Consider the following 22,078-nt stretch of genomic DNA (forward strand, 5'->3'; position numbering starts at 1 on the left):
GCGGATGAAGGTTCTTGTCGTCGGCGGCTATGGTACCTTTGGCGGTCGCACCGTCGAGCTTTTGGAGGGCGAGCCGCGTCTGATCCTGATCGTCGCCGGGCGCTCGCTCGCCAAGGCTGACGCGCATTGCAAGAAGCGCGCCCCGACAGCAGCCCAGCTGGTGCCGGCACTGTTCGACCGTGACGGCGATCTCGCTGCGCAACTCGCTGCATTTGAGCCCGATGTCGTAGTCGACGCGAGCGGCCCGTTCCAGGCCTATGGCGAGGGACGCTATCGCCTGATCGAGGCATGCATCGCCCGGCGCATCAACTATCTCGATCTAGCCGACGGCTCGGATTTCGTCGCCGGTGTCTCTGCGTTCGACGAGGCGGCGCGAAACGCCGGCGTCTTCGTGCTGTCCGGCGTCTCGAGCTTTCCGGTGCTGACGGCGGCGGTGGTGCGTCGCCTGTCTTCGGACCTGACGCGGGTTGACGGCATTCGCGGCGGCATCGCGCCGTCGCCCTTCGCCGGTGTCGGCGGAAACGTCATTCGCGCTATCGCCGGTTACACCGGTCAACCGGTGCGCCTTGTTCGTAATGGCCGTCCCGAACAAGGCCGTCCGTTTACCGAGCAGCTGCGCTATACTATCGCGCCGCCGGGCCGGCTGCCGCTTCGAAACACGCTGTTTTCGCTCGTCGACGTTCCGGATCTGCGTGCTCTGGCCGCGCTTTGGCCGGAGGCGAAGACCATCTGGATGGGAGCTGGGCCGGCACCCGAGGTGCTGCACCGCGCCCTGATCTGCCTCGCCTGGCTGGTGCGTGCCGGATTGATCGGTTCGCTTTTGCCGCTGGCGCCGCTGATGCATCAGGCAACGAACCGGCTGCGCTGGGGCGAGCATCGCGGCGGCATGTTCGTCGAGGTGGAGGGATCGGACCGGGCGGGCGCCATCGTCAAGCGCTCGTGGCATCTCTTGGCCGAGGGCAATGATGGGCCGCTGATCCCGTCTATGGCGGTCGAAGCGCTGGTCCGCAAAGCGCTGGCCGGACATCAGCCCGCGCCGGGTGCACGGGCGGCGGTGCGCGATTTGGAGCTCCGGGATTATGAGGCCCTGTTCGCCGGGCGGACGATCTACACCGGCTTCGGGAACGGGGCCGCGGACGAGGACAAGCCGCTTTATGCCGAGCTGCTCGGTGCCGCCTGGCAAGGCCTTCCCGAGGCAATACGGTCAATGCATGACCGTACGATCACGGCCGCAGGCCGCGCGCGCGTCGAACGCGGGCGCAATGTTCTTGGCCGGCTAATGGCCTGGATGGTCGGCTTCCCCGGGGCAAGCGAGGACATCCCGGTTCATGTCCGCTTCGACACCGACAAGGACGGCGAGACCTGGACGCGGACATTCGGCAAGCACAGTTTTTCGAGCCTGCAGTTCGCAGGCCGCGGTCGATCGCAGCGCCTGCTGTGCGAACGCTTCGGCCCGCTGACCTTCGCGATGGCGCTGGTTACCGAGGACAGCCGGCTGATGCTGGTCTTGCGCCGCTGGAGCTTTTTTGGCCTGCCGCTTCCGATGTGGCTCGGTCCACGCTCGACTTCCTACGAAACGGTGGAAGATGGCCGCTTCCGCTTCCATGTCGAGATCTCGCATCCGCTTGCCGGCATGATCGCCCGCTACCGCGGCTGGCTGGAGCCCTCCGGCCCGCACGGCTCCAGCGAGATCGTGTCGCCTGCCAGCTTGGCCAGTTCGCGGCAGTCCTGCGCCGTGCACAGGGTCCAGCCCTGACCCGTAGCGCCCGAGGCGGCGAGCACCAGGCGCCGCTGTGGCCTGAGCTTGGGCGCATAGACCCACCAGCCGTCGCGCAGTGCCGAGCCTTGCGGCGGCTCCATCCCGGCGCCCGATCCCTTGATGCGGGCCTCGACCAGCTCCAGGCCGGACGGCAGCACCTTCCAGTCTTCCTGCCACTGAGTCTTCTCCACCGAATGCATCCAGGAGAGCGTGAAGGCAGCGACCGCGAGCGTCACCGTCTTGCCAGCCGCGACGATGCAGAGGCTCATGCTGAATTGGCCAGCGAAGCCTGCCGCGCGCGCCAGCAGTGCCAGCCGATCCAGGCAAGGGACAGCGCCCAGCCCGCCTCGTCGGTGAGCGGCAGCGCCGCAACCAGCAGCACGCCGGCGGCGAACGCGACGAGGCGTTCCCACCAGGCCATGCGCCGGGCGAAAAATCCGACGGCCGCGGCGCCCCAGAGCACGATACCCATGCAGGCTTTGATGACGATATAAGCGACCTCGACGGGATAGCCGAACTGGGCGGCGATCGGGCCGGGATCCTGCAGCATCAGCGCCGGGGTATAGACCGCCATGAACGGCACCACGAAGCCGGCAATGGCAAGCTTGGTGGCCTGGATGCCGATCTTGAGGCCGCTTTCCTTGGCCATGGGTGCGGCGGCGAAGGCGGCCAGCGCGACCGGCGGAGTGAGATCGGCCATGATGCCGAAGTAGAAGACGAACATATGGCTGACCACCAACGGCACGCCGAGCGACAGCAGCGCTGGCCCGGCCAGCGACGAAGTGATGATGTAGTTGGGAATGGTCGGTATGCCCATGCCGAGCACCAGGCAGGTGAGCATGGTCAAAAGCAGCGACAGGAACAGATTGTTCTCGCCGATCGAGATGATCCAGCCGATGAAGGTCGAGGCGATGCCGGTAAGCGTCAACGTGCCGATGACGATGCCGACAATGGCGCAGGCAATGCCGACCGGCAGCGCGTTCTTTGCTCCCTCGGCAAGGGAATCCACGCATATGCGCAGCGTCTCGCGCCCGCCCTTGAAGGTGAGGCAGGCGACGACCAGCACGGCGATGACCACGCTGAGGATGTTGACGCCGAATTTCATGAAGGAAGCCGCGGCAAGCCCGAGCGCCAGCCAGAAGACGACGCGGAAGGCGAGCGGCCCGATCGATGCTGCCAGCGGCGTGCCGAGGATGAGCACAATGGTCAACGCCAGGCCCATGGTGCCGGCGAAGACCGGTGTGTAGCCGGCAAACAGCAGGTAGATCAGTGCGGCGAGAGGCAGTACCAGCGGCCAATGTTGTCTCACTGCATCCCACGGATTGGGCAGGTCGGCCTTGGCCATGCCGTGCAGGCCGGCCTTGCCGGCTTCCAGGTGCACCTGCCAGAAACACGCGCCGAAATAGAGCAGCGCCGGAATGATCGCCGCCTTGACCACCGCGGCATAGGGGATGTTCAGCGTCTCGGCCATGATAAAGGCAACCGCTCCCATCACCGGTGGCATGATCTGGCCGCCCATCGACGAGGTCGCCTCGACGGCGCCGGCGAAGGCCGAGCGGAAGCCGAAGCGCTTCATCAGCGGGATGGTGAACTGGCCGCTGGCCACCACATTGGCGACGCCGGAACCGGAAATGGTGCCCATCAGCGCGGAGGACAGCACGCAGACCTGCGCCGGGCCGCCGCGCCATGAGCCGACCAGGCCAAGCGCAAAATCGTTGAACAGCGCGATCATGCCGGCGCGCTCAAGAAAGGCGGCGAAGACGACGAAGATGAAGATGTAGGCGGCCGAGACATAGATCGGCGTGCCGTAGATGCCTTCGGTGCCATAGGCGAAGGTGTCGACGAGCTGGGCGAAATCATAGCCGCGATGGATGAAAGGCGGCGGCAGATGATTGCCGGCAAATGCGTAGGCGAGAAAGATGAAGGCAATGACGGCGAGCGGCAGCCCCATCAATCGCCGCGCCGCCTCGAAGACCAGCACGACCAGCACCGCGCCGACGATCAGGTCAGGCGTGGTGAGAAAGCCGGAGCGGCGGATGAGGTCGGCATAGAACACCCAATTGTACAGACCGGTGGCGAAGCCAAGCACGCCGAGCGTCCAGAACACTGCTTTCGCCGGGAGGCCTTTGGCGCGCAGATTGGCGATTAGGGCAAAGCCGAGCAGCAGCAGGAAGCCGACATGCATGGCGCGTACGACCTGGCTCGGCAGGCTGCCATAGGCGGCGATGTAGATCTGGAAGATAGAGAACGCGATGGCGATAAAAAACGCCGCCTTGCCGGCGATGCCTTCGCCGAAGCCGGGCGGCAATCCTTCGACAGGAGCTTCCGCTGTGGGGGAAAGAACGGTCGGGGTTGCGGTCATTAGCGGGGTTCCTGGCGGGGCGCTCCCTCCCCCTCGAGGGAGGGTGCCGAGCGAAGCGAGGAGGGTGGGGTCGGTGCGGCAGTGCGCGGCCTCAACCGACCCCACCCGTCCATCCGCCTTCGGCGGCTGTCCACCTTCTCCTCAAGGGGGAGGGATGGCTCCTTACTTCACCAATCCCTTTTCTTTGTAATACCTCTCGGCGCCTGGATGCAGCGGCACCGGCATGCCGTCGAGCGCCTTGGCTGGGTCGATCGCCTTGGCGGCGGCGTGGGCAGCGGTGAGCTGGTCGAGATGCTCGAACAGCAGTTTGGTCATCTGGTAGGCGGTCTCGTCGGAGACATCGGCGCTGGTGATCAGGAAATTGCCGACGGCGGCCGTCGCGACATCCTCGGTCTGGCCCTCATAGGTGCCCTTGGGGATGACCACGGAAAGATAGGGCGAGCCGATCTTGGCGACGTCCTCCGCCGGCACGGCAACGATGTTCACCGGCACCGAGGTGGCGAGGTCACGGATCGACGCGACCCCAAGGCCAGCCGATTGCAGCGTGGCGTCGAGCTGGCGGTTCTTGATCAGTTCCACCGATTCGGCGAAGGGCAGATATTCGATCCGCCCGAGGTCTTCGTATTTCAGGCCGGCAGCGGCGAAAATGGTGCGGGCGTTGAGCTCGGTGCCTGAGGCCGGCGCGCCGACCGAAAGGCTCTTGCCCTTGAGATCGGCGAGCGTCTTGATACCGGACTCCTTGCTGGCGACGATCTGGATGTAGTTGGGATAGATGGCGGCGATGCCGCGCAGCTTATCGAGCTTGCCTGGGAAACCGGCTTCGGTGTTGCCTTCGGCGGCCAGCTTGACGGAATCGCCGAGCGCAAAGGCGATCTCGCCCTTGCCCTGCTGCAGCAGATTGAGGTTCTCGACCGACGCTTTCGTCGCCTGCACCTGGGTGCGCGCGCCTTCGATGCCCTTGCCGTAGATTTCCGACAGCGCGACGCCGAGCGGATAGTAGACGCCGGACGTGCCGCCGGTCAGCACGTTGATGAATTCCTGTGCCTTGACCGATGCCGCGCCAAGGCCAAGTGACAGCGCCAGAACGCCGGCTGCAACAAATTTCGTCCTGAAATTGAGCATGCGATTTCCTCCCTGAAAATTCGGCCCGTGCCCTCCTCTGCGGCACGAAGCGAGGCGAGTTTAGACAGCGGGCGGGAAATGCCAACCCGCAATAGCAGCGATTAGACGAACGGCTAAGCAGTGCCCCAGCACATCGTCGCTTGCGCGAGGTCGCATCACGGCCGAAAGATTTTTCCAGCGCCTGTCGAAATCGGCCAGGGCCGCGCGACATACGTCCGGCTCGCAACGATGCGGCCTTAGAAACGGGAGAAGACCATGCGATATATGCTTTTGATCTACGGAAACGAAGCGGGGATGGCAGCCGCGCCGGCAGACGCGGTGACACAGATGTCGAGCGCCTATGTCGCCTATACGGAAGCGTTGAAGAAATCCGGCGCCTGGCTCGCCGGCGACCGGCTGAAGCCGACGCAATCCGCTACCTCGGTGCGGATGGCCAATGGCAAGACCAACGTGCTCGACGGCCCCTATGCCGACACCAAGGAGCAGCTTGCCGGCTTCTATATGATCGAAGCGGAGGACGTCGACGCGGCCATTGCCTGGGCGGCGCGCTGCCCGGGCGCCAGCACCGGCACCGTAGAGGTGCGGCCGATCTGGGAACTCACCATGTGATGCCGGAACTGCCCGATACCGCGCGGGCGGCGGCGGAAGCGGCCGCCCGGCAAAGCTACGGCAAGCTGGTCGCCTATCTCGCCGCGCGCACACGCGACGTGGCCGCTGCCGAGGACGCCTTGGCTGATGCCTTTGCAGCGGCGCTCGAGCGTTGGCCACAGGCGGGCGTGCCCGACAAGCCGGAAGCCTGGCTGCTGGCGGTGGCACGCAAGCGCCGCGTCGACGCTGTCAGACGGCGACTGACAAGCGAGGCGGCCCGCGATCACCTTAGGCTGATCGCCGAGGAGATGGAGGCACGCGTGGCCGACGAAGACCTGCCGGACGAGCGGCTCAGGCTGATGTTTGCCTGTGCCCACCCGGCAATCGAGGCCGGCGTGCGAGCACCGCTGATCCTGCAGACGGTCCTGGGCTTCGACGCAGCGACGATCGCCTCGGCTTTTCTTGTCTCGCCAGCCACGATGAGCCAGCGCCTGGTGCGCGCCAAAATGCGAATTCGCGAGACAGGCATTCCGTTCCGCGTGCCGGAGCGGGCCGAGCTCGGCGAGCGGCTGGGCACCGTTCTGGAAGCAATCTATGCGGCGTTTGCCGAAGGTTGGTCCGACCCGGCCGGCACCGAAACGCGGCGCCGCAATCTCGCGACCGAAGGCATCTGGCTCGGTCGGCTGGTCGCCTCGCTGATGCCGGACGAGCCGGAAGCACTCGGCCTGCTGGCGCTGATGCTGTTCGCCGAGGCGCGGCGTGCAGCCCGGCGCAATGCGGCGGGTGACTATGTGCCGCTGGCCGAGCAGGATCTTGCGTTGTGGGACGACACAATGATCGATGACGCGGAGGCGCTGCTCGTGCGCGCGGCGGCCGAGGGTGTTGTCGGTCGCTACCAGCTCGAGGCCGCCGTGCAGTCCGCCCATACGACACGGCGGCTGACCGGTTGTACCGACTGGGTCGCGATCAAGGAGCTCTACGACGCGCTGTCGGTGATTGCCGGCTCGCCGGTGGTGTCGATCAACCGTGCGGTGGCGATTGCCGAGGCCGAAGGTGCTTCGGCAGGATTGGGCGCCCTTGATCAACTCAGCGGCGACAAGCGGCTGTATGACTATCAACCTTACTGGGCCGCCCGCGCGGGCCTGCTGGCCAGACTCGGCAACATTCGGGAGGCGAGCGAGGCCTATGACCGGGCTATCGGCCTCGAACGCGATCCGGCCGTGCGTCGGTTCCTGCAGGAACGACGGGCAGGGCTCGGCCGCGCGGAAAGACACTGAGACAAGGCGGAGTGCTTAGGCCGGCCACATGTCGTGGGAAGCATTCAGCCTCTTCATCACCCGATGTTCCCGCAAATTGGCCCACAGGCGTTCAATATTCGGCCAAGCGGTTGGAACCTTCGCGACCTCCGGATGCCAGGCCAGCAACATGACGAGATAGATGTCGGCCAGCGAGAGCCGGTCGCCGGCCAGCCAGTCACGGCCTTCGAGGGCGGCATCGAGAATGGCGAAGCTGCGATCCATTTCCGAGACCGCCGCCTGTTTGACAGCGTCCACGCCGCGGGGATCGGTCGTGTAGCGATGAGCGTAGAAGAACCGCAGGTCAGCCGAATAGGTGACGGAGGACATGAAAAACATCCAGCGCAGGAAGTCGGCACGGTCAGGCGAACTTGCTGCGGGCGCCAGTCCTGCTTCCGGGTGGCGCTCGGCCAGCAGGATGCAGATCGCCGCCGATTCGGTCATCGAGCGTCCGTCCGGCAAGATCAAAACCGGCACCTGGTTCAAGGGGCTGATGTCCAGAAAGGCCTGATCGAGTCGGCCCTTCGGAACGTCGATCTGGTCGAAAGGCACACCCCCCAAAGCGAGCGCCGCCTCGACGACAAAGCCGCCGGTATTGGCACGCGTATAGAGCTTGTACATGAAGTCCTCCGCCAGCCGGGCAGCGACGATTTGATACGGAAGTGACTCGCCGCTCAAGCGAACGACGCCCGCCACAGGTGGTTTTTAAGCGGTCCACGCCGAAGCGTTGATATAAAACGTTGGTGCCGGAGGGGCAGCGCGAAGGATCGCTACGAACCGGTCAAAAACTCTCGTGTCTAAGCGCCCAATCCCTCGAACAGGATCGTCGAGAGATAGCGCTCGGCGAACGAGGGGATGACGACGACGAGGTTCTTGCCCTTGTTCTCGGGCCGCGAGCCGACGACGATTGCCGCTTGCAGGGCGGCACCCGACGAGATGCCGACCGGCACACCTTCGAGCCGAGCGACGAGCCGCGCATTGGCAACCGAATCCTCGTTCGAGACCTTGACGATCTCGTCATAGATCGTCGTGTCGAGGATTTTTGGCGCGAAGCCGGCGCCAATGCCCTGGATCTTGTGCGGGCCTGGCTGGCCGCCCGACAGCACCGGCGAGGCTTCCGGTTCGACCGCGACGACATGCACCGAGGGCTTGCGCTTCTTCAGCACCTGGCCGACGCCGGTGATGGTGCCGCCGGTTCCGATGCCGGCAACGAAGATATCGACTTCGCCATGGGTGTCGTTCCAGATTTCCTCGGCCGTGGTGCGGCGATGGATTTCCGGATTGGCCGGGTTCTCGAATTGCTGCGGAATGACAGCGTCGGGCAACGTTGCCGCCAGCTCGTCCGCCTTGGCGATGGCGCCCTTCATGCCTTTCGGCCCTTCGGTCAGCACCAGTTCGGCACCGAGCAACGCCAGCATCTTGCGGCGTTCGACGGACATGGTTTCCGGCATGGTCAGGATCAGCTTGTAGCCCTTGGCGGCGGCGGCAAAGGCGAGCGCGATGCCGGTATTGCCCGAGGTCGGCTCGATCAGCGTGGTCTTGCCGGGCGTAATCCTGCCCGAAGCCTCCAATGCCTCGATCATCGACACGCCGATGCGGTCCTTGACCGAGGCGATCGGGTTGAAGAATTCGAGCTTGGCCAGCAGATTGGCGACGACACCCTTCTCTCTGGCGAATTTATCCAGCCGCACCAGCGGCGTGTCGCCGATCGTCTCGGTGATCGAATTGTAGATGCGGCCGCGGCCGGGCACGTGTGTGGGGGTGGCGGGCTTGTTCATTGATTTTCCTCCCAAAGGTCAAGCGGCAAGAGTCGGGGCGGGCATAGGATAGAGCCATCCACCGCGCAAGATAGGCTGTCGATCGAAAATATCCGAGTGAAGTTCGTGCTGAATACCACCGCCCTTGGAATGGCGTGACAATCCCTGGGCGGATTGGCGAAAGAGGTCTATTGGCGGGCGGCAATTGCCGCCGCCGCACCGACCATGAATCCGGCGGCGGTGCGGTTGAGTGCCCTCAGCGCCCGCGGCGACTTCAGGAACCAGCGCGCCTTGGCCGCCAGCGCCAGATAGGGCACCAGCACCACGAGCAGGACGACGATGGTGAGCGCGACAAGGATGCCGTAGTCGACCAGCGTGATCGCCTTCAGATCAACGATGGTCGGGGTAATGGCAAGATAGAAGATCATCGTCTTCGGATTGCCGAGTGTGACGGCGAGACCGGCTACAAAGCTGGATGCCAAGCCGCCCTTGCCTTTCTTTGCCTCCACCGTTTCGGGCGTGATGCCGCTCGTCCAGAAACGCCAGCCAAGAAAAGCGAGGTAGGCGACGCCCAGCCATTTGATGGCCAGGAAGACCATGCCGAAAGTTTGTGCGACGAAAGCGAGGCCGAGCACCACAGCAGTCAAATAGGTCAGGTCGCCGAGCATCAGCCCGAAGGACATGGCCAGCGACGAGCGGAAGCCGGAGCCCAGTGCACGCGCAACGAGCGCGGTGACGCCTGGGCCGGGGATGGCTGCGGCGATGCCGAGGGCGGCGCTGTAGGCGAGGAACCCGGTGAGCGTCATGATTCGCGCTTGTCGCACAATGTTGAAGTTGGGTGAATTCCCTCGGGCCGGATTCGATTGCGCCAGCGTAGCAGGCGACACCGCCGTTCAGGAGCGGCCGTCTTCGTAGGTAACGCGCCAGATGGTGCCGTTACCGTCCTCTGTGACGATCAGCGAGCCGTCCTTGGCCATCGCGACACCCACCGGGCGGCCCCAGACGGCGTCGTTCGAGATGACGAAGCCGGTCATGAAGTCCTCATACTCGCCGGTCGGCTTGCCATCCCTGAATTTGAGCCTCACCACCTTGTAGCCGGTCCTGGCGCCACGGTTCCACGAACCATGCATGGTGACGAAAGCGTCACCCTGGTAATCCGCCGGAAAGTTCTTGCCGTCGTAGAAGGCTATGTTCATCGGCGCCGAATGCGCCTGCATCAATACATCGGGGACAGTGGCCTTGCCGGCGAGGTCTGGCCGCTCGCCCTGATGGCGCGGATCCTCGTTATTGCCGATGTAGTACCAAGGCCAACCATAGAATCCGCCGTCCTTGACCGCAGTTGCAAATTCGAACGGCACGTTGTCGCCGAGTTCGTCCCGCTCATTGACGACGCACCACAATGCGCCGGTGGCGGGCTGCACCGTCATGCCCGTGCAGTTGCGCAGGCCGGTGGCGACAGTTCGGGGATTTTTCCCATCCGGGTCAAAGGCGAGCACATCGGCACGGCCTTCCTCGGAGCCCCACGTTGCACCGAGCGGCTTTGATTTCGCCCACGCGTCGAGGCCGCCATCGGGCTGCTTGTCCATGTCCTCGGCGACATTCGAGTCCGATCCAACCGATAAAAAAAGCGTCTTGCCGTCAGGCGAGAAGGCGATGTCACGGGTCGAGTGACCACCCGACGGAATTTTGGCGACAATGGTTTCTGGTTTAGCGGACGCCTTTAGGTCACCGTCGCGATAGGGGAAGCGGACGATGCTGTCGCTGTTTGCGACATAGACCCATTGCGGCTTGTCCCCTGGCGGATAGAAGGCGATGCCATATGGATAGTTGAGGCCCTTGGCGAAAATCGCTTTCTCGATGGGTTTGGCACGGCCCTCGGCCAGACGGTAGACGCGTATTTGGTCGGCATGGCCGTTGGCGATGAACAGGTCGCCGTTCGGAGCGGCGCGAACGACGCGCGGATTATAGAGTCCGGAGGCGATCATTTCGGCCGAAAAGCCCGGAGGCAATTCTGGCTTGGCGCTTTCGGGCCGCTCCGCCACGCCGGCGCCGTTCGAAGCGGATTGAGCGGGGTCGGCTGCCGGCATGTCTTGCGGCCCGATCAGGCGGCGGACGCCAGGCCTGTCGGCGTGCCAATCGCCAAAAGCCGCTTCGCCTTTGAGCACCTTCTGATCCGACTGCTGGGCGGATGCCGGTGTCGCGACAAGGAGAGCAGCGGCAATGGCCGCAAAGCCGCCAGATCGGGTCATCAACGTCCTCCGGGATTCGCCTCGAAGAGGGCAAACGGAATGAGGCATTGGTCGTTCCAAGCGGTCGTCCGGAACACGAGGATTTGAAGCCGAACCCCTTCAGTTGCCAGAGGCGTAGAAATCGTCATCAAGGCGCTTTTCCAGCGCGACCAGATCGGCCGGCAGCGGCAGGCCCATGGCCCGCATCTCTTGCAGCTTCTCACGCAACTGCTCTTGCACCTCGTGCTGATCCTCAGGCTGATTGACCATTTCCTCGAGCAGCAGGCTAATCTGGGCCTTGAACGATTCCAGCGCCATTCTTTTTCTCCTTGCGGCAGGCCGCGGCGGCTCCTAGCGCAGCATGCGCGAAATCAGCTGCGCGGTATAGTCGACCATCGGTACTATGCGGGCATAGTTCAGCCGCGTCGGCCCGATGACGCCGAGCGCACCGACGACGCGCGCGTCCTTGTCGCGATAGGGTGCCACCACCAGCGAGGAGCCAGACAGCGAAAACAGCTTGTTTTCCGAACCGATGAAGATGCGCACCCCCGGACCTTCCTCGGCGAGGTCGAGGAGCTGGATCAGCCCATCCTGCGTCTCCAGATCCTCGAACAGATGCCGCAGCAATTCTATGTCGGCCTGGGCGGTGACGTTTTCCAGGAGATTGGCGCGGCCGCGCACGATAAGCCGCCCAGGCACGCCGCTTTCGGCGCCTGCCCAGACCGCCAGGCCCTTCTCGACCAGATCCTGCGACAGCGTGTCGAGGGCTGCCCTGGTCTCTTCCTTGATGCGGGCGATCTCGACCCGCGCCTCAGCCAGGGTGCGGCCGCGGATATGGGCGTTGAGGAAGTTGGAGGCTTCGTGCAACTGCGAGACGGTGATGCCGGCGGGCAGATCGATGACGCGATTTTCGACGTCGCCGTTCTGCGAGACCAGCACGGCCAGCGCCTTGGTCGGCTCGAGCTGGATGAATTCGATGTGCTTCAGCGCCACCTCGTTCTTGGCGGCGAGCACGAGGCCGGCGCCGCGCGACATGCCGGACAGCATCTGGCTGGCCTCGGTCAGCATATGCTCCAGCGTCGCGCCCGAGCCGGAGGCGCGCACCTGCGCCTCGATGGTGCGGCGCTCCTCGTCGGAGAGGTCACCGAGTTCCATGAAAGCATCGACGAAGAAACGCAGGCCGGCCTGGGTCGGCAGCCGGCCAGCCGAAATATGCGGCGCATAGATCAGGCCGAGATGCTCAAGGTCGCTCATCACGTTGCGGATGGTGGCCGGCGACAGCGACGACGGCAGGATGCGCGACAGGCTGCGCGAACCGACCGGCTCGCCATCCCTCAAATAGGAATCGACGATGCGCCGAAAGATGTCGCGCGAACGCATGTCGAGCGATTGAAGCGCGGGCGATTGCAGCGCGTGCGACGGAAGCACGTGCGATTGCGAACCGGGATCGACTGCCTTTGTCATTTCGAGCCAAAAACCTCCGCCCCGAAGATATAGACTTCCGCGGCGGCGGCGCAACCGGTCCATTTTCCTTTGCGCCTCACGCCCCGTGCGGCTACAAGCCGGCCAAGATCCCGAAGAAAGAAAGAAGCCTGAATGCGCCCTTCCAAACGCCAATTCGACGAAATGCGCCCCATCTCCTTCGAGCGCGGCGTCTCCAAGCACGCGGAAGGCTCCTGCCTGGTGAAGTTCGGCGACACCCATGTGCTGTGTACGGCCAGCCTGGAGGAAAAGGTGCCGGGCTGGATGCGCAACTCCGGCAAGGGCTGGGTGACGGCGGAATACGGCATGCTGCCGCGTTCGACCGGCGAGCGCATGCGCCGCGAGGCTTCGGCCGGCAAACAAGGCGGCCGCACGCTGGAGATCCAGCGGCTGATCGGCCGCTCCCTGCGCGCCGTGGTCGATCTGCAGGCGCTCGGCGAGCAGCAGATCACCGTCGACTGCGACGTGATCCAGGCCGACGGCGGCACGCGCACCGCTTCGATCACCGGCGGCTGGGTGGCGCTTTACGATTGCCTGCGCTGGATGGAAGTCCGCCAGATGGCGAGCCTTGGCAAGGTGCTGAAGGATCACGTTGCGGCGATCTCCTGCGGCATCCATGATGGCCAGCCGGTCATCGATCTCGACTACATCGAGGATTCCTCGGCCGGCACCGACGCCAATTTCGTCATGACCGGCAAGGGCGGTATCGTCGAGATCCAGGGCACGGCCGAGGGCGAGCCGTTCTCGGAAGAGCAGTTCGCGGCGCTGATGGTATTGGCCAAGAAGGGCATTCAGCGCCTGGTCAGCCTGCAGCAGATGGCCGTGGACTGATCTTCAGTTTATGACGATGAGGTTGACGATCCTGTGACCCCTTCCGCAATCCTGGAATCAGCACTCTACGTGACGGATCTTGCTGCCGCGGAACGGTTCTATTCGGGCGTGCTCGGGCTCGATCCGCTCGGCAAAGTCGACGGCAGGCATCTCTTCTTCCGCTGCGGCGACGGCGTGCTGCTTATCTTCAATGCCGAGGCGACCAAGGTGCCGCCGGCGTCCGATGCCAAGCTCAAAGTGCCGCCGCATGGCGCCGTCGGCGAGGGGCATCTTTGCTTCGCCGCAAGCGCGGATGAAATCCCGCGCTGGAAAGCCCATCTTGAGGCGAAGAAAATCGCCATCGAAAGCGAGTTCGAATGGCCGCAGGGCGGCCGCTCGATCTATATTCGCGACCCGTCGGGCAATTCGATCGAATTCGCCGAGCCAAGAATCTGGGGCATCTGATGCATTCGCCAACTGTTCACTCGCTTGACGGGCATAAGATCGTCGTCGCCAGCCATAACGCCGGCAAATTGCGGGAATTCGCCGATCTGATGGCGCCGTTCGGCATAGAAGCGAAGTCCGCAAAGGAATACGGCTTGCCGGAACCGGACGAGACCGGCAGCACTTTCGAGGAGAACGCCCTCATAAAAGCCTTGGCCGCCGCCAAGGCCACTGGATTGCCGGCGCTGTCGGACGATTCCGGCCTATGTGTCGATGCGCTCGACGGCGCACCCGGCGTCTACACCGCCAACTGGGCCGAGACGCCGGACGGCTCCCGCGACTTCGGCATGGCCATGCAGCGCACGGAAGTGGCTTTGCAGGAAGTTGGCGCGATCACGCCTGCTCAGCGCAAGGGCCGCTTTGTCGCGGTGATCTGCCTGGCCTTTCCCGACGGCCAGGCGGAATATTTTCGCGGCGAGGTCGAGGGCATGCTGGTATGGCCGCCGCGCGGCGAGCTCGGCTTCGGCTACGATCCGGTGTTCTTGCCCAACGGATTCGAAAAGACCTTCGGCGAGATGAGCGCGGAGGAAAAGCATGGCTGGAAGCCCGGCCAGCAAACCGCATTGTCACACCGTGCCCGCGCCTTTCAAAAATTCGCCCACGCCCGATTGGCCGCCGCATGACCATGCTGCTCGACCGCAGCCCTGGTTTCGGCGTCTACGTCCACTGGCCGTTCTGCGCGGCCAAATGCCCCTATTGCGACTTCAACAGCCATGTCCGCCACCAGCCGGTCGACCAGGAGCGTTTTGCCCGCGCCTTCGAGACCGAGCTGGCGACCATGCGCGGCCGCACGGGACCGCGCGAGGTGACAAGCATCTTTCTTGGCGGCGGCACGCCGTCGCTGATGAAGCCGCAGACCGTGGCGGCGGTGCTGGATGCAGTGGCGAAGAACTGGACGGTGCCTGATGGCATCGAGGTGACGCTGGAGGCCAATCCTTCCTCCGTCGAGGCCGAGCGCTTTCGCGGCTATCGCGCGGCGGGCGTCAACCGGGTGTCGCTTGGCGTGCAGGCGCTGAACGACAAGGATCTGCGCTTTCTCGGCCGTTTGCACAATGTCGATGAGGCCCTGCATGCGATCGGCCTGGCGCGCGAGATTTTCCCACGGTTGTCCTTCGACCTGATCTACGCGCGGCCGGACCAGACGCCTGAAGCGTGGCAGACGGAACTCGAGCAGGCGATCGGCCACGCCGCAGACCATCTGTCTCTCTATCAGCTGACCATCGAGGAAGGCACGCCGTTCCATGCACTGCATGCGGCAAGGAAATTCATCATTCCAGACAATGAGGTTGCCGCCGATCTCTACGCGTTGACGCAGGAGATCACCGCCGCACGCGGACTGCCGGCCTACGAAATTTCCAACCACGCCAGGCCCGGCGCCGAAAGCCGGCACAATCTCACCTATTGGCGCTATGGCGAATATGTCGGCGTCGGTCCTGGTGCGCATGGCCGCTTCGTCGAGAGCGGGCGGCGCGTGGTGACGATCGCGGAGAAAATGCCGGAGACCTGGGCCAATCTGGTCGAGGCCAAGGGCCATGGCGTTGCCGGCGGCGAAATCCTGACGCGGTCGGAAGAGGCCGACGAGTTCCTGCTGATGGGGCTGAGGCTGGCGGAAGGCATCGACCTTTCCCGCTACGAGGCATTTTCAGGGCGCGGCCTGTCGACGGCACGGCTGTCGGTGCTGCAGGACGAAGGCCTGGTGGCGCCGATCGGCAATGCCCGCCTGCGCGCCACGCCGGCCGGCATGATCGTGCTCGATGCGGTCGTGGCGGATCTGGCCAGATAGCACGTTGAAGAACGTTCTCTTCGTCTGCAGCCAGAATCGCTTGCGCAGCCCGACGGCGGAGCAGCTGTTTTCCAAGCGGCGGGACATCGAGGTCGCATCAGCGGGCACCAATCACGATGCCGACACTCCGTTGACGCATGAACTCGTCGCCTGGGCAGACATCATCTTCGTGATGGAAAAACCGCACCGCGCCAAACTGCAGCAGAAATTCAAGACAAGCCTGAAAAAGGCTCGAGTAATCTGCCTCGATATTCCCGACGACTATGAATTCATGGACCCGGCTCTGGTGGGCCTGCTGGAGGCGCGCGTCTCGAAGTATCTGGGCTGAACGATACATCGCGGAGCATGCGCAACCGCGCTTTCGAGCGCTGTCTCGACCAATCGCGAAGGTCTGCGGTGGTCAAGCCTCGTGCTTGTGGCGGTGTTTGGCGCGATCTTTTTCGCTGGTCTCTCCGGAGCGCGCCGGCTTGATCTCGCTTTTGTCGCGCGAGGCACGGTGCTGGTCGGCTGTGGGATGTGATGCTGCGCCATCGCGGGCGCTTTTTGTTTCGAGGCGGGTGATGAAAATGTCGAAGCGATTGGGCATCGTCCGGTCAGTGCTCCATCGTGCGGTCGGTTTCGGTTGCGGGCTTGCTCTCTGCCGATCGCTGGCGGGCAAGCGGCTTCTTGGCTCTGCCATCTGCGGCTTCGGCAGGCAGGCTCTTGTCGCATGGCGCGGCGAAGCGCTTGCGGCCGGCATAGTAGGGTTCGAAAACGTCCTGTATCGTCAGGCTGTCCATCCTGCTCCTCCCGAGATCAGGGGTAAAATTCGCCGGCAACGGTTTCGTTCCCTACTATGGCGAAGGCATGGCGGCTGGTTCACGTCGGCATCCCTTTTGGAACCCGGGCTTTGCAACCCAAGCTTTTGCAACCAAGCGTAAGCCGTGCCAAACAGGGTCGAACGGAGTTGTGCAGGTGTCCGGCGAATTGGCCAAACGCAGTTATGTGGTCGGGCAGATCGAGATTGCCGCCCGGCCGCTCGAGCCGGCGCTCTATCTGGTGGCGACGCCGATCGGCAATCTCGCCGACATCACGCTGCGCGCGCTGGAAACGCTCGCCGCCGCTGATATCGTCGCCTGCGAGGACACACGTGTCAGCCGCGTGCTGCTCGACCGCTACGGCATCCGCCGCCGTACCACCGCCTACCACGAGCACAATGCCGGCGAGGCCGGGCCGAAGCTGATCGCGGCACTCGAGGCCGGGCAGAGCGTAGCGCTGATCTCGGATGCCGGCACGCCGCTCATCTCCGACCCCGGCTACCGGCTGGTCGGCGAGGCGCTGGAACGCGGCATTCGTGTCGTGCCGATCCCCGGACCGTCGGCGCCACTTGCCGCTCTGACGGCATCCGGCCTGCCTTCGGACGCCTTTCTGTTTGCCGGCTTCCTGCCGGTGAAGACCGGGCAGCGGCTGACGCGGCTGGAAGCGTTGAAGGCGGTGCCGGCAACGTTGATCTTCTTCGAATCGCCGCGCCGGCTGGCCGAGACGCTCAATGCCATGGTCGAGGCACTGGGCGGTGCCCGCAAGGCGGCGATCGGCCGCGAGCTGACCAAGACTTTCGAGGAGATGCGGACCGGCACCCTCCAGTCGCTCGCCAGCCATTACGCCGCAGCTGATACGCCGAAAGGCGAAATCGTCATCTGCGTCGGCCCGGCGGATGTGGTCGCTGATGAGCCTGAAGACATCGACCGGCTTCTGCTTTCGCTCGCCGCCGAGATGCCGGCCTCCAAGGCAGCGGCGGAAGCCGCCAAGATGACGGGTGGCCAGAAACAGGCGCTCTACCGGCGCCTGCTCGAACTCAGGGATAACGGAAACCGCGATGGCTGAACGGCCGAGCGCCAGCCGGCAAAAGGCCTACCGGCGCGGCCATCATGGTGAATGGCTGGCGGCGGCGGCGCTGATGCTGAAAGGCTACCGAATTCTTGCCCGCCGCCACCGCACCAGGTTCGGTGAGATCGACCTGATCGCGCGGCGCGGCGATCTGGTGCTGATCGTCGAGGTCAAGGCGCGCCGCACCCTGATGGAGGCAATGGAAGCAGTCGGCCGCGAATCGGAGCGCCGCATCGAAGGCGCCGCCGATTTCTGGCTGTCGCGCCAATCCGACTACGGAAAATTATCGGTGCGCTTCGACATGGTGGCGGTACTGCCGTGGCGCTGGCCGGTGCATGTCGAGAACGTTTTCTACGGGCGGAGCTAGGCTATTCCCGAAGTGGGGTCGGTTTTGCTGCGATCTCCGGTTCAGATTATGTTGCCTGTCGTCTCGTCGATGGGAACAAGGAAGTCGCGCCATTTGCTGACCTTCGATGCGCCGCGCAAAAGCGGACGTCCGGTAGGAGGCATTCGGGGTTTTTCGTCGGCAGCCTCGATCATGTGCCGGCGCTCACCTGCGTTCGCTCAATCGTTCGGTTTGTCTACCTGACTGGAACAAAAGCGTTCCTGCGTTGTTCTCCAATCGTCCTGATGTTCGACGGGCTGGTTCAAATGCCAGCCAGGGCAGTCCTCGCGGCAGCTATGCGAGGACAAGGGATGGCGAGGCAAATGGATCCTGACGATCTCAACCCGGAACGGATCGTCACCGTGTTCGGCGGAACTGGCTTTCTCGGGCGCAGGATCGTGAAGCGGCTCCTGGAAAGGGGTTTCACGGTCCGTGCCGCATCTCGCCATCCGGCTCGCGTGGCCCTAGTCTTTTCCTCGAGTACAAGGATGCCCGAGGCAGTCGAGGCGGATATATTGGATGCGTCCTCGATCGGGTCGGCCATTATCGGATCACAGGCGATCGTGAATGCTGTCAGTCTTTACGTCGAGCAGGGCGTCCAGACCTTTGAACGCGTCCATGTGAAAGCCGCGGCCGATCTCGCCGCCGCGTCGCGCAACGGCGAGATCGATCAGTTCGTCCAGATTTCAGGGATCGGCTCCGATCCTCAATCGGATTCGAATTATATAAGGGCACGTGGGCGCGGAGAAGTTGCCGTGGAAAGCGCATTTCCCGGCGCTTTCATTGTGCGCCCCGCCGTCATGACAGGACCTGACGACGCTTTCCTCACGACCATTGTGAGGATGATACGCCTCCTGCCGGTCTATCCGCTGTTCGGCGATGGTGGCACACGGCTTCAGCCGGTCTATGTGGCAGACGTCGCAGAAGCAGTGAGCCGGCTGATCGACGGGCGGAGCCACATGGGTTCATCCATATTCGAATTCGGTGGCCCGCGTATCTATACCTATAAGGAACTGCTTCGGGAGATCGCCCGACAGCTCGATACGCACGTCAAGCTGATGCCGGTGCCGTTTGCGGTATGGAACGCCTTGGCTGGCGTCGCGGAACTCCTCCCGGCTGCCCCCATCACGCGCAACCAGATCGATCTTATGCGTCAGGATAATGTGGCAGCAAATGACGCGCCGGGCCTGAAGGAACTCGACATCGAGCCGCGGGATATCGACGAGGTGATCCGCGTGATCGAACAGCGCCGTGGTGTAGGCTCGCGCTCGTCTCCGCCTTAGGACGGCCCCCTGATCCCGGCGGGAACCTATCGCCGCGCGACAGGTTGGTCGAGCTTGAAGCCAATGAAAGAAGGAAACGAACTATGGCCAGATGCGATCAATGCGGGAATGACTACGACAAGGCTTTCAAAGTGACGATGGCCGACGAGACCTACACATTCGATAGCTTCGAATGTGCGGTCCAGAAACTTGCTCCGACGTGTCCGCATTGCGGATGCCGGATCATCGGACATGGCGTCGAACAGGATGACATCATCTACTGCTGCGCACATTGCGCCGCGGAGGAAGGTGCGAGCGCGCTGACCGATCGCGCGCCTTGATGCACCTCCTTTGGCGTCTCCATGGCGAGCATTCCGAATGACTGCGCCGGCTCACCCCCATATGGCCAGTGTTGTCAGCCCGACGACGACCAGCCGAGGTCAAGACGCGCCGAGGTCAAGGCCGCCGCACGCTGATGGAGGCAATGGATGCAGTCGGCCGCGAATCGGAGCGCCGTATCGAAGGCGCCGCCGATTTCTGGCTGTCGCGCCAATCGGACCACGGAAAATTGTCGGTGCGCTTTGACATGGTGGCGGTGCTGCCGTGGCGCTGGCCGGTGCATGTCAAGAACGTTTTCTACGGGCGGAACTAGGCGACGGCTCGTTTAGACGTCATTCCGTGGCAAGTCGGCTCCCGCTTTGGACAAGTCGCTCCACGACGGCGGCCGCCTCCTCTGGAATGGCCGGTATGGTGCCCGACTTCCGCGTCGATCCGAAATCGAGGCCGGCGAAAAAGAGACCTGGAACAGCGCCGACGCCATCCTCGTGGACGGGCTGGCCGGCCGCATCGAGGGCGCCGGGAAGCCGGACCCATGAGAAATCGCCGGTGAAGCCCGTGCACCAGACCACCGATCTGATGCCGCTCGCCGTCCAGTCGAGGGAGCGGATCGGCGGATCGGGCAAGCGCGGTTCAATCGTCTCACCCGGATCGTCCTCGGCCAGTGGCGCATCGAGGCCGGCGCGCGCTATGTACTCGTCAACCAGGCGCTTGGCATCCGCCGAAACCTCGTCGGCAAATCGCATATGGTCGTCGAGCTCGTCGCCGAATACGAGGTTGCCATTCTCCACACCCCTGAAGCGGCCGAGCAGCACCACGCCCTGCGCGCTCAGCGATTGCAGGCTGATCGTGTGGGTCGCGCCGACCAGCGCGCGGGCCTGCAGCTTGCCGGAGGGAAGGACGAGTTCCTTGCGCGGGACGTCGAGAAACCCGGACAGCGTCAGCCATTTAAGTATGTTGCCCCCGCGGTAGCGCCGCACCCAACGGCCGTTGCGGCTGGTCGCCAAAAAGACCACACGTCCGGCCAGCGCCAGATCCTCGGCGATCTGGCCGCCCGACTGGCCGCTGCCTACCACCAGCACCGCGCCACTCTCGAACTCGGCCGGGTTGCGATAAGCCGAGGAATCGACTTGGCGAATTGCGGTTGGCAAGTCAGTCGATCCTGGTGGCCGAACCTGCCGATTTTGGTCGCCAGTGGCGATCACCACATTGCGCGCCAGAAACGCCCCGTCCGTCGTGGTGATGCGAAAGATCCCATCGTCTCTCGTCAGCTCATGTACTGGAGTTTGGGTGCTTACCGGCAGGCGGTGCCGCTCGGCATAGCCTTCGAGATACGCGACAAACTCGTGGTGGGTTATCGCGCCCCACGGTTCGGGCCCCTCGTAGGAATCACCGGGTAAGATGGAGCGAATGGTCGGCGAATTCAGTCGAAACGAGTTCCATCGCTGCGTTCGCCACGTTTCGCCGATCCGGCCCCGATCGAGCACACGGTGGTCGCGGCCCCGCCGTTTCAAGAAATAGCTGACGCCGAGCCCCGCCGGCCCGGCGCCAATAACGAGGGCGTCAAGAACTTCGCTCATGCATTCCCCCTGCCAACCATACGTCCACAAGATCGTATGGCTCGGCTTGGGGCAAGAATAGAGTTCCGGCTGGGATTGCGTTATCCGCGCCGGCTCATCCCCAGATGGCCAGCCCCGTCAGGCCGACGATGCCGACGACCAGCCGCCACCAGCCGAACAGCGCATAGCCATGGCGCGAGACGTAGTCGAGCAGGAACCGCACGACGATTAGCGCGGTGACGAAGGCGGCGACGAAGCCGACGGTGATTATGGGCAGGTCGGCACTGCTCAGCACATTGCGGTTCTTGAACAGGTCGAAGGCGAAGGCGCCGACCATCGTCGGGATGGCAAGGAAGAACGAGAATTCCGCCGCCGCCCGCTTGTCGACACCGAGCAGCAGCGCGCCGACGATTGTCGAGCCGGAGCGCGACGTGCCGGGGATTAGCGACAAGCACTGAAACAGCCCGATCTGCAGATAAAGCCTGGTCGGAAACCGCTCGACATCGTGGTAATACGGCTTCGGCTTCATGCGATCGACCAACAGCAGGATGACACCGCCGATGATCAGCATGGTGCAGATCAGCCGCGGCGATTCGAATAGCACCGTCTTGATGAAATCATGCGCCAGCGCGCCTATGATTGCCGCAGGCAGGAATGCGATGAGGATGCCAAGGACGAAATGCCGCGTCAGCCGGTCGTAGGGCAGTTCGAGCAGCATCTTCCAGAGACGGCGGAAGTAGACGCTGAGGATCGCCAATATGGCGCCGAGCTGGATCAGGATTTCGAAGGCCTTTCCGGTCGAATGAAAGCCGAGGAAATGGCCGGCAAGAAGGATGTGACCGGTCGAAGATACCGGAATGAACTCGGTCAAGCCCTCGAGCAGGCCGAGCAGCAGCGCTTCGACGACGGTCTGGCTTTCCATGGCAACCTCGGCGTTGGAGTGAGAGCTTGAGAAACGGCTTGCTTGTCACGGCACGGAA

25 protein-coding genes and 1 pseudogene are annotated in these 22,078 nt (G+C 63.8%); 12 read left to right on the top strand and 14 right to left on the bottom strand.

Going from position 1 to position 22,078, the window contains the following annotated elements:
• The first annotated feature begins 4 nt into the window (after positions 1 to 4).
• Positions 5 to 1,756 (top strand): DUF4166 domain-containing protein, encoded by a 1,752-nt coding sequence (locus RQ479_RS21645; RefSeq protein WP_376702566.1) that lies wholly within the window; start codon positions 5 to 7, stop codon positions 1,754 to 1,756.
• Here RQ479_RS21645 and RQ479_RS21650 read toward each other — a convergent pair.
• From RQ479_RS21650 to RQ479_RS21660, 3 genes are all read right to left on the bottom strand, one after another.
• Complete coding sequence (locus RQ479_RS21650) at positions 1,645 to 2,028, bottom strand: DUF1850 domain-containing protein (RefSeq protein WP_352469070.1); 384 nt, start codon at positions 2,026 to 2,028, stop codon at positions 1,645 to 1,647. The genes RQ479_RS21645 and RQ479_RS21650 overlap by 112 nt on opposite strands.
• A complete protein-coding gene (locus RQ479_RS21655) occupies positions 2,025 to 4,121 on the bottom strand; it encodes a TRAP transporter permease (RefSeq protein ID WP_376702567.1) in 2,097 nt (698 codons plus the stop codon). Before RQ479_RS21655 ends, RQ479_RS21650 begins: the two co-directional genes overlap by 4 nt.
• Before the next feature lie 162 nt (positions 4,122 to 4,283).
• A complete protein-coding gene (locus tag RQ479_RS21660; RefSeq protein WP_376702568.1) occupies positions 4,284 to 5,243 on the bottom strand; it encodes a TAXI family TRAP transporter solute-binding subunit in 960 nt (319 codons plus the stop codon).
• 255 nt (positions 5,244 to 5,498) lie between these two features.
• On the opposite strand from RQ479_RS21660, the gene RQ479_RS21665 reads away from it, so the two are divergent.
• Together RQ479_RS21665 and RQ479_RS21670 are read left to right on the top strand one after the other, a co-directional pair.
• Positions 5,499 to 5,852: a YciI family protein gene (locus RQ479_RS21665; RefSeq protein ID WP_023718846.1), complete on the top strand. Its 354-nt coding sequence runs from the start codon at positions 5,499 to 5,501 to the stop codon at positions 5,850 to 5,852.
• Complete coding sequence (locus tag RQ479_RS21670) at positions 5,852 to 7,108, top strand: RNA polymerase sigma factor (RefSeq protein ID WP_376702569.1); 1,257 nt, start codon at positions 5,852 to 5,854, stop codon at positions 7,106 to 7,108. The genes RQ479_RS21665 and RQ479_RS21670 overlap by 1 nt, the downstream gene beginning before the upstream one ends.
• Before the next feature lie 15 nt (positions 7,109 to 7,123).
• Here the strand turns inward: RQ479_RS21670 and RQ479_RS21675 are convergent, their stop codons facing one another.
• The 6 genes from RQ479_RS21675 to hrcA all read right to left on the bottom strand — a co-directional run bounded on the left by RQ479_RS21675 (position 7,124) and on the right by hrcA (position 12,575).
• Entirely contained in the window at positions 7,124 to 7,747 is a 624-nt protein-coding gene (locus tag RQ479_RS21675; RefSeq protein WP_376702570.1) for a glutathione S-transferase family protein, read from the bottom strand.
• A gap of 176 nt (positions 7,748 to 7,923) precedes the next feature.
• Entirely contained in the window at positions 7,924 to 8,904 is a 981-nt protein-coding gene (cysK, locus tag RQ479_RS21680; protein ID WP_023718844.1) for a cysteine synthase A, read from the bottom strand.
• Positions 8,905 to 9,071: 167 nt separating this feature from the next.
• Positions 9,072 to 9,689, bottom strand: a complete 618-nt coding sequence (locus tag RQ479_RS21685) for a LysE family translocator (RefSeq protein WP_352912189.1) — start codon at positions 9,687 to 9,689, stop codon at positions 9,072 to 9,074.
• 87 nt (positions 9,690 to 9,776) lie between these two features.
• On the bottom strand, positions 9,777 to 11,132 hold the full coding sequence (locus RQ479_RS21690) for a PQQ-dependent sugar dehydrogenase (RefSeq protein WP_376702571.1): 1,356 nt from the start codon (positions 11,130 to 11,132) through the stop codon (positions 9,777 to 9,779).
• A 99-nt stretch (positions 11,133 to 11,231) separates the two neighbouring features.
• The gene (locus RQ479_RS21695; RefSeq protein WP_254818005.1) at positions 11,232 to 11,429 is read right to left on the bottom strand and encodes a hypothetical protein; all 198 of its coding nucleotides are present in this window, start codon (positions 11,427 to 11,429) and stop codon (positions 11,232 to 11,234) included.
• Between the two features lie 33 nt (positions 11,430 to 11,462).
• Positions 11,463 to 12,575, bottom strand: a complete 1,113-nt coding sequence (gene hrcA, locus RQ479_RS21700; RefSeq protein WP_292658265.1) for a heat-inducible transcriptional repressor HrcA — start codon at positions 12,573 to 12,575, stop codon at positions 11,463 to 11,465.
• Between the two features lie 132 nt (positions 12,576 to 12,707).
• On the opposite strand from hrcA, the gene rph reads away from it, so the two are divergent.
• From rph to RQ479_RS21725, 5 genes are read left to right on the top strand one after another with little or no spacing between them, the layout of a single operon-like run.
• Positions 12,708 to 13,424, top strand: a complete 717-nt coding sequence (gene rph / locus RQ479_RS21705) for a ribonuclease PH (protein WP_292658263.1) — start codon at positions 12,708 to 12,710, stop codon at positions 13,422 to 13,424.
• Between the two features lie 33 nt (positions 13,425 to 13,457).
• A complete protein-coding gene (locus RQ479_RS21710) occupies positions 13,458 to 13,868 on the top strand; it encodes a VOC family protein (RefSeq protein ID WP_352469079.1) in 411 nt (136 codons plus the stop codon).
• On the top strand, positions 13,868 to 14,530 hold the full coding sequence (gene rdgB / locus RQ479_RS21715) for an RdgB/HAM1 family non-canonical purine NTP pyrophosphatase (protein ID WP_376702572.1): 663 nt from the start codon (positions 13,868 to 13,870) through the stop codon (positions 14,528 to 14,530). The genes RQ479_RS21710 and rdgB overlap by 1 nt, the downstream gene beginning before the upstream one ends.
• Positions 14,527 to 15,690 carry a radical SAM family heme chaperone HemW gene (gene hemW / locus RQ479_RS21720; RefSeq protein ID WP_376702573.1) on the top strand — a complete coding sequence of 388 codons (1,164 nt, stop codon included), beginning with the start codon at positions 14,527 to 14,529 and terminating at the stop codon, positions 15,688 to 15,690. Before rdgB ends, hemW begins: the two co-directional genes overlap by 4 nt.
• A 4-nt stretch (positions 15,691 to 15,694) precedes the next feature.
• Positions 15,695 to 16,018 (top strand): low molecular weight protein tyrosine phosphatase family protein, encoded by a 324-nt coding sequence (locus RQ479_RS21725; RefSeq protein ID WP_352912196.1) that lies wholly within the window; start codon positions 15,695 to 15,697, stop codon positions 16,016 to 16,018.
• A 72-nt stretch (positions 16,019 to 16,090) separates the two neighbouring features.
• Here the strand turns inward: RQ479_RS21725 and RQ479_RS21730 are convergent, their stop codons facing one another.
• Together RQ479_RS21730 and RQ479_RS21735 are read right to left on the bottom strand one after the other, a co-directional pair.
• A complete protein-coding gene (locus tag RQ479_RS21730) occupies positions 16,091 to 16,276 on the bottom strand; it encodes a hypothetical protein (protein ID WP_352469082.1) in 186 nt (61 codons plus the stop codon).
• A 7-nt stretch (positions 16,277 to 16,283) separates the two neighbouring features.
• On the bottom strand, positions 16,284 to 16,469 hold the full coding sequence (locus tag RQ479_RS21735; RefSeq protein ID WP_352469083.1) for a hypothetical protein: 186 nt from the start codon (positions 16,467 to 16,469) through the stop codon (positions 16,284 to 16,286).
• 175 nt (positions 16,470 to 16,644) lie between these two features.
• Between RQ479_RS21735 and rsmI the strand changes: the two genes are divergently transcribed.
• Positions 16,645 to 17,553, top strand: a complete 909-nt coding sequence (gene rsmI, locus RQ479_RS21740; protein WP_376702574.1) for a 16S rRNA (cytidine(1402)-2'-O)-methyltransferase — start codon at positions 16,645 to 16,647, stop codon at positions 17,551 to 17,553.
• The gene (locus tag RQ479_RS21745; RefSeq protein ID WP_352469370.1) at positions 17,546 to 17,923 is read left to right on the top strand and encodes a YraN family protein; all 378 of its coding nucleotides are present in this window, start codon (positions 17,546 to 17,548) and stop codon (positions 17,921 to 17,923) included. The genes rsmI and RQ479_RS21745 overlap by 8 nt, the downstream gene beginning before the upstream one ends.
• A 41-nt stretch (positions 17,924 to 17,964) precedes the next feature.
• Here the strand turns inward: RQ479_RS21745 and RQ479_RS21750 are convergent, their stop codons facing one another.
• Positions 17,965 to 18,096 carry a hypothetical protein gene (locus tag RQ479_RS21750; RefSeq protein WP_352913170.1) on the bottom strand — a complete coding sequence of 44 codons (132 nt, stop codon included), beginning with the start codon at positions 18,094 to 18,096 and terminating at the stop codon, positions 17,965 to 17,967.
• Positions 18,097 to 18,264: 168 nt separating this feature from the next.
• Here RQ479_RS21750 and RQ479_RS21755 point away from each other — a divergent pair, with 168 nt between their 5' ends.
• Both RQ479_RS21755 and RQ479_RS21760 read left to right on the top strand, forming a co-directional pair.
• Positions 18,265 to 19,224: a complex I NDUFA9 subunit family protein gene (locus RQ479_RS21755; RefSeq protein WP_376702575.1), complete on the top strand. Its 960-nt coding sequence runs from the start codon at positions 18,265 to 18,267 to the stop codon at positions 19,222 to 19,224.
• A 436-nt stretch (positions 19,225 to 19,660) separates the two neighbouring features.
• Positions 19,661 to 19,855, top strand: a pseudogene (locus tag RQ479_RS21760) (hypothetical protein); the annotation flags it as partial.
• Positions 19,856 to 19,874: 19 nt separating this feature from the next.
• Here the strand turns inward: RQ479_RS21760 and RQ479_RS21765 are convergent.
• Both RQ479_RS21765 and RQ479_RS21770 read right to left on the bottom strand, forming a co-directional pair.
• Positions 19,875 to 21,119, bottom strand: a complete 1,245-nt coding sequence (locus RQ479_RS21765) for a flavin-containing monooxygenase (RefSeq protein ID WP_376702576.1) — start codon at positions 21,117 to 21,119, stop codon at positions 19,875 to 19,877.
• 94 nt (positions 21,120 to 21,213) lie between these two features.
• Complete coding sequence (locus RQ479_RS21770; RefSeq protein WP_376702577.1) at positions 21,214 to 22,020, bottom strand: undecaprenyl-diphosphate phosphatase; 807 nt, start codon at positions 22,018 to 22,020, stop codon at positions 21,214 to 21,216.
• Positions 22,021 to 22,078 lie beyond the last annotated feature (58 nt).

This window comes from Mesorhizobium sp. ISC25 (assembly GCF_042295465.1).
Lineage (GTDB): Bacteria > Pseudomonadota > Alphaproteobacteria > Rhizobiales > Rhizobiaceae > Mesorhizobium.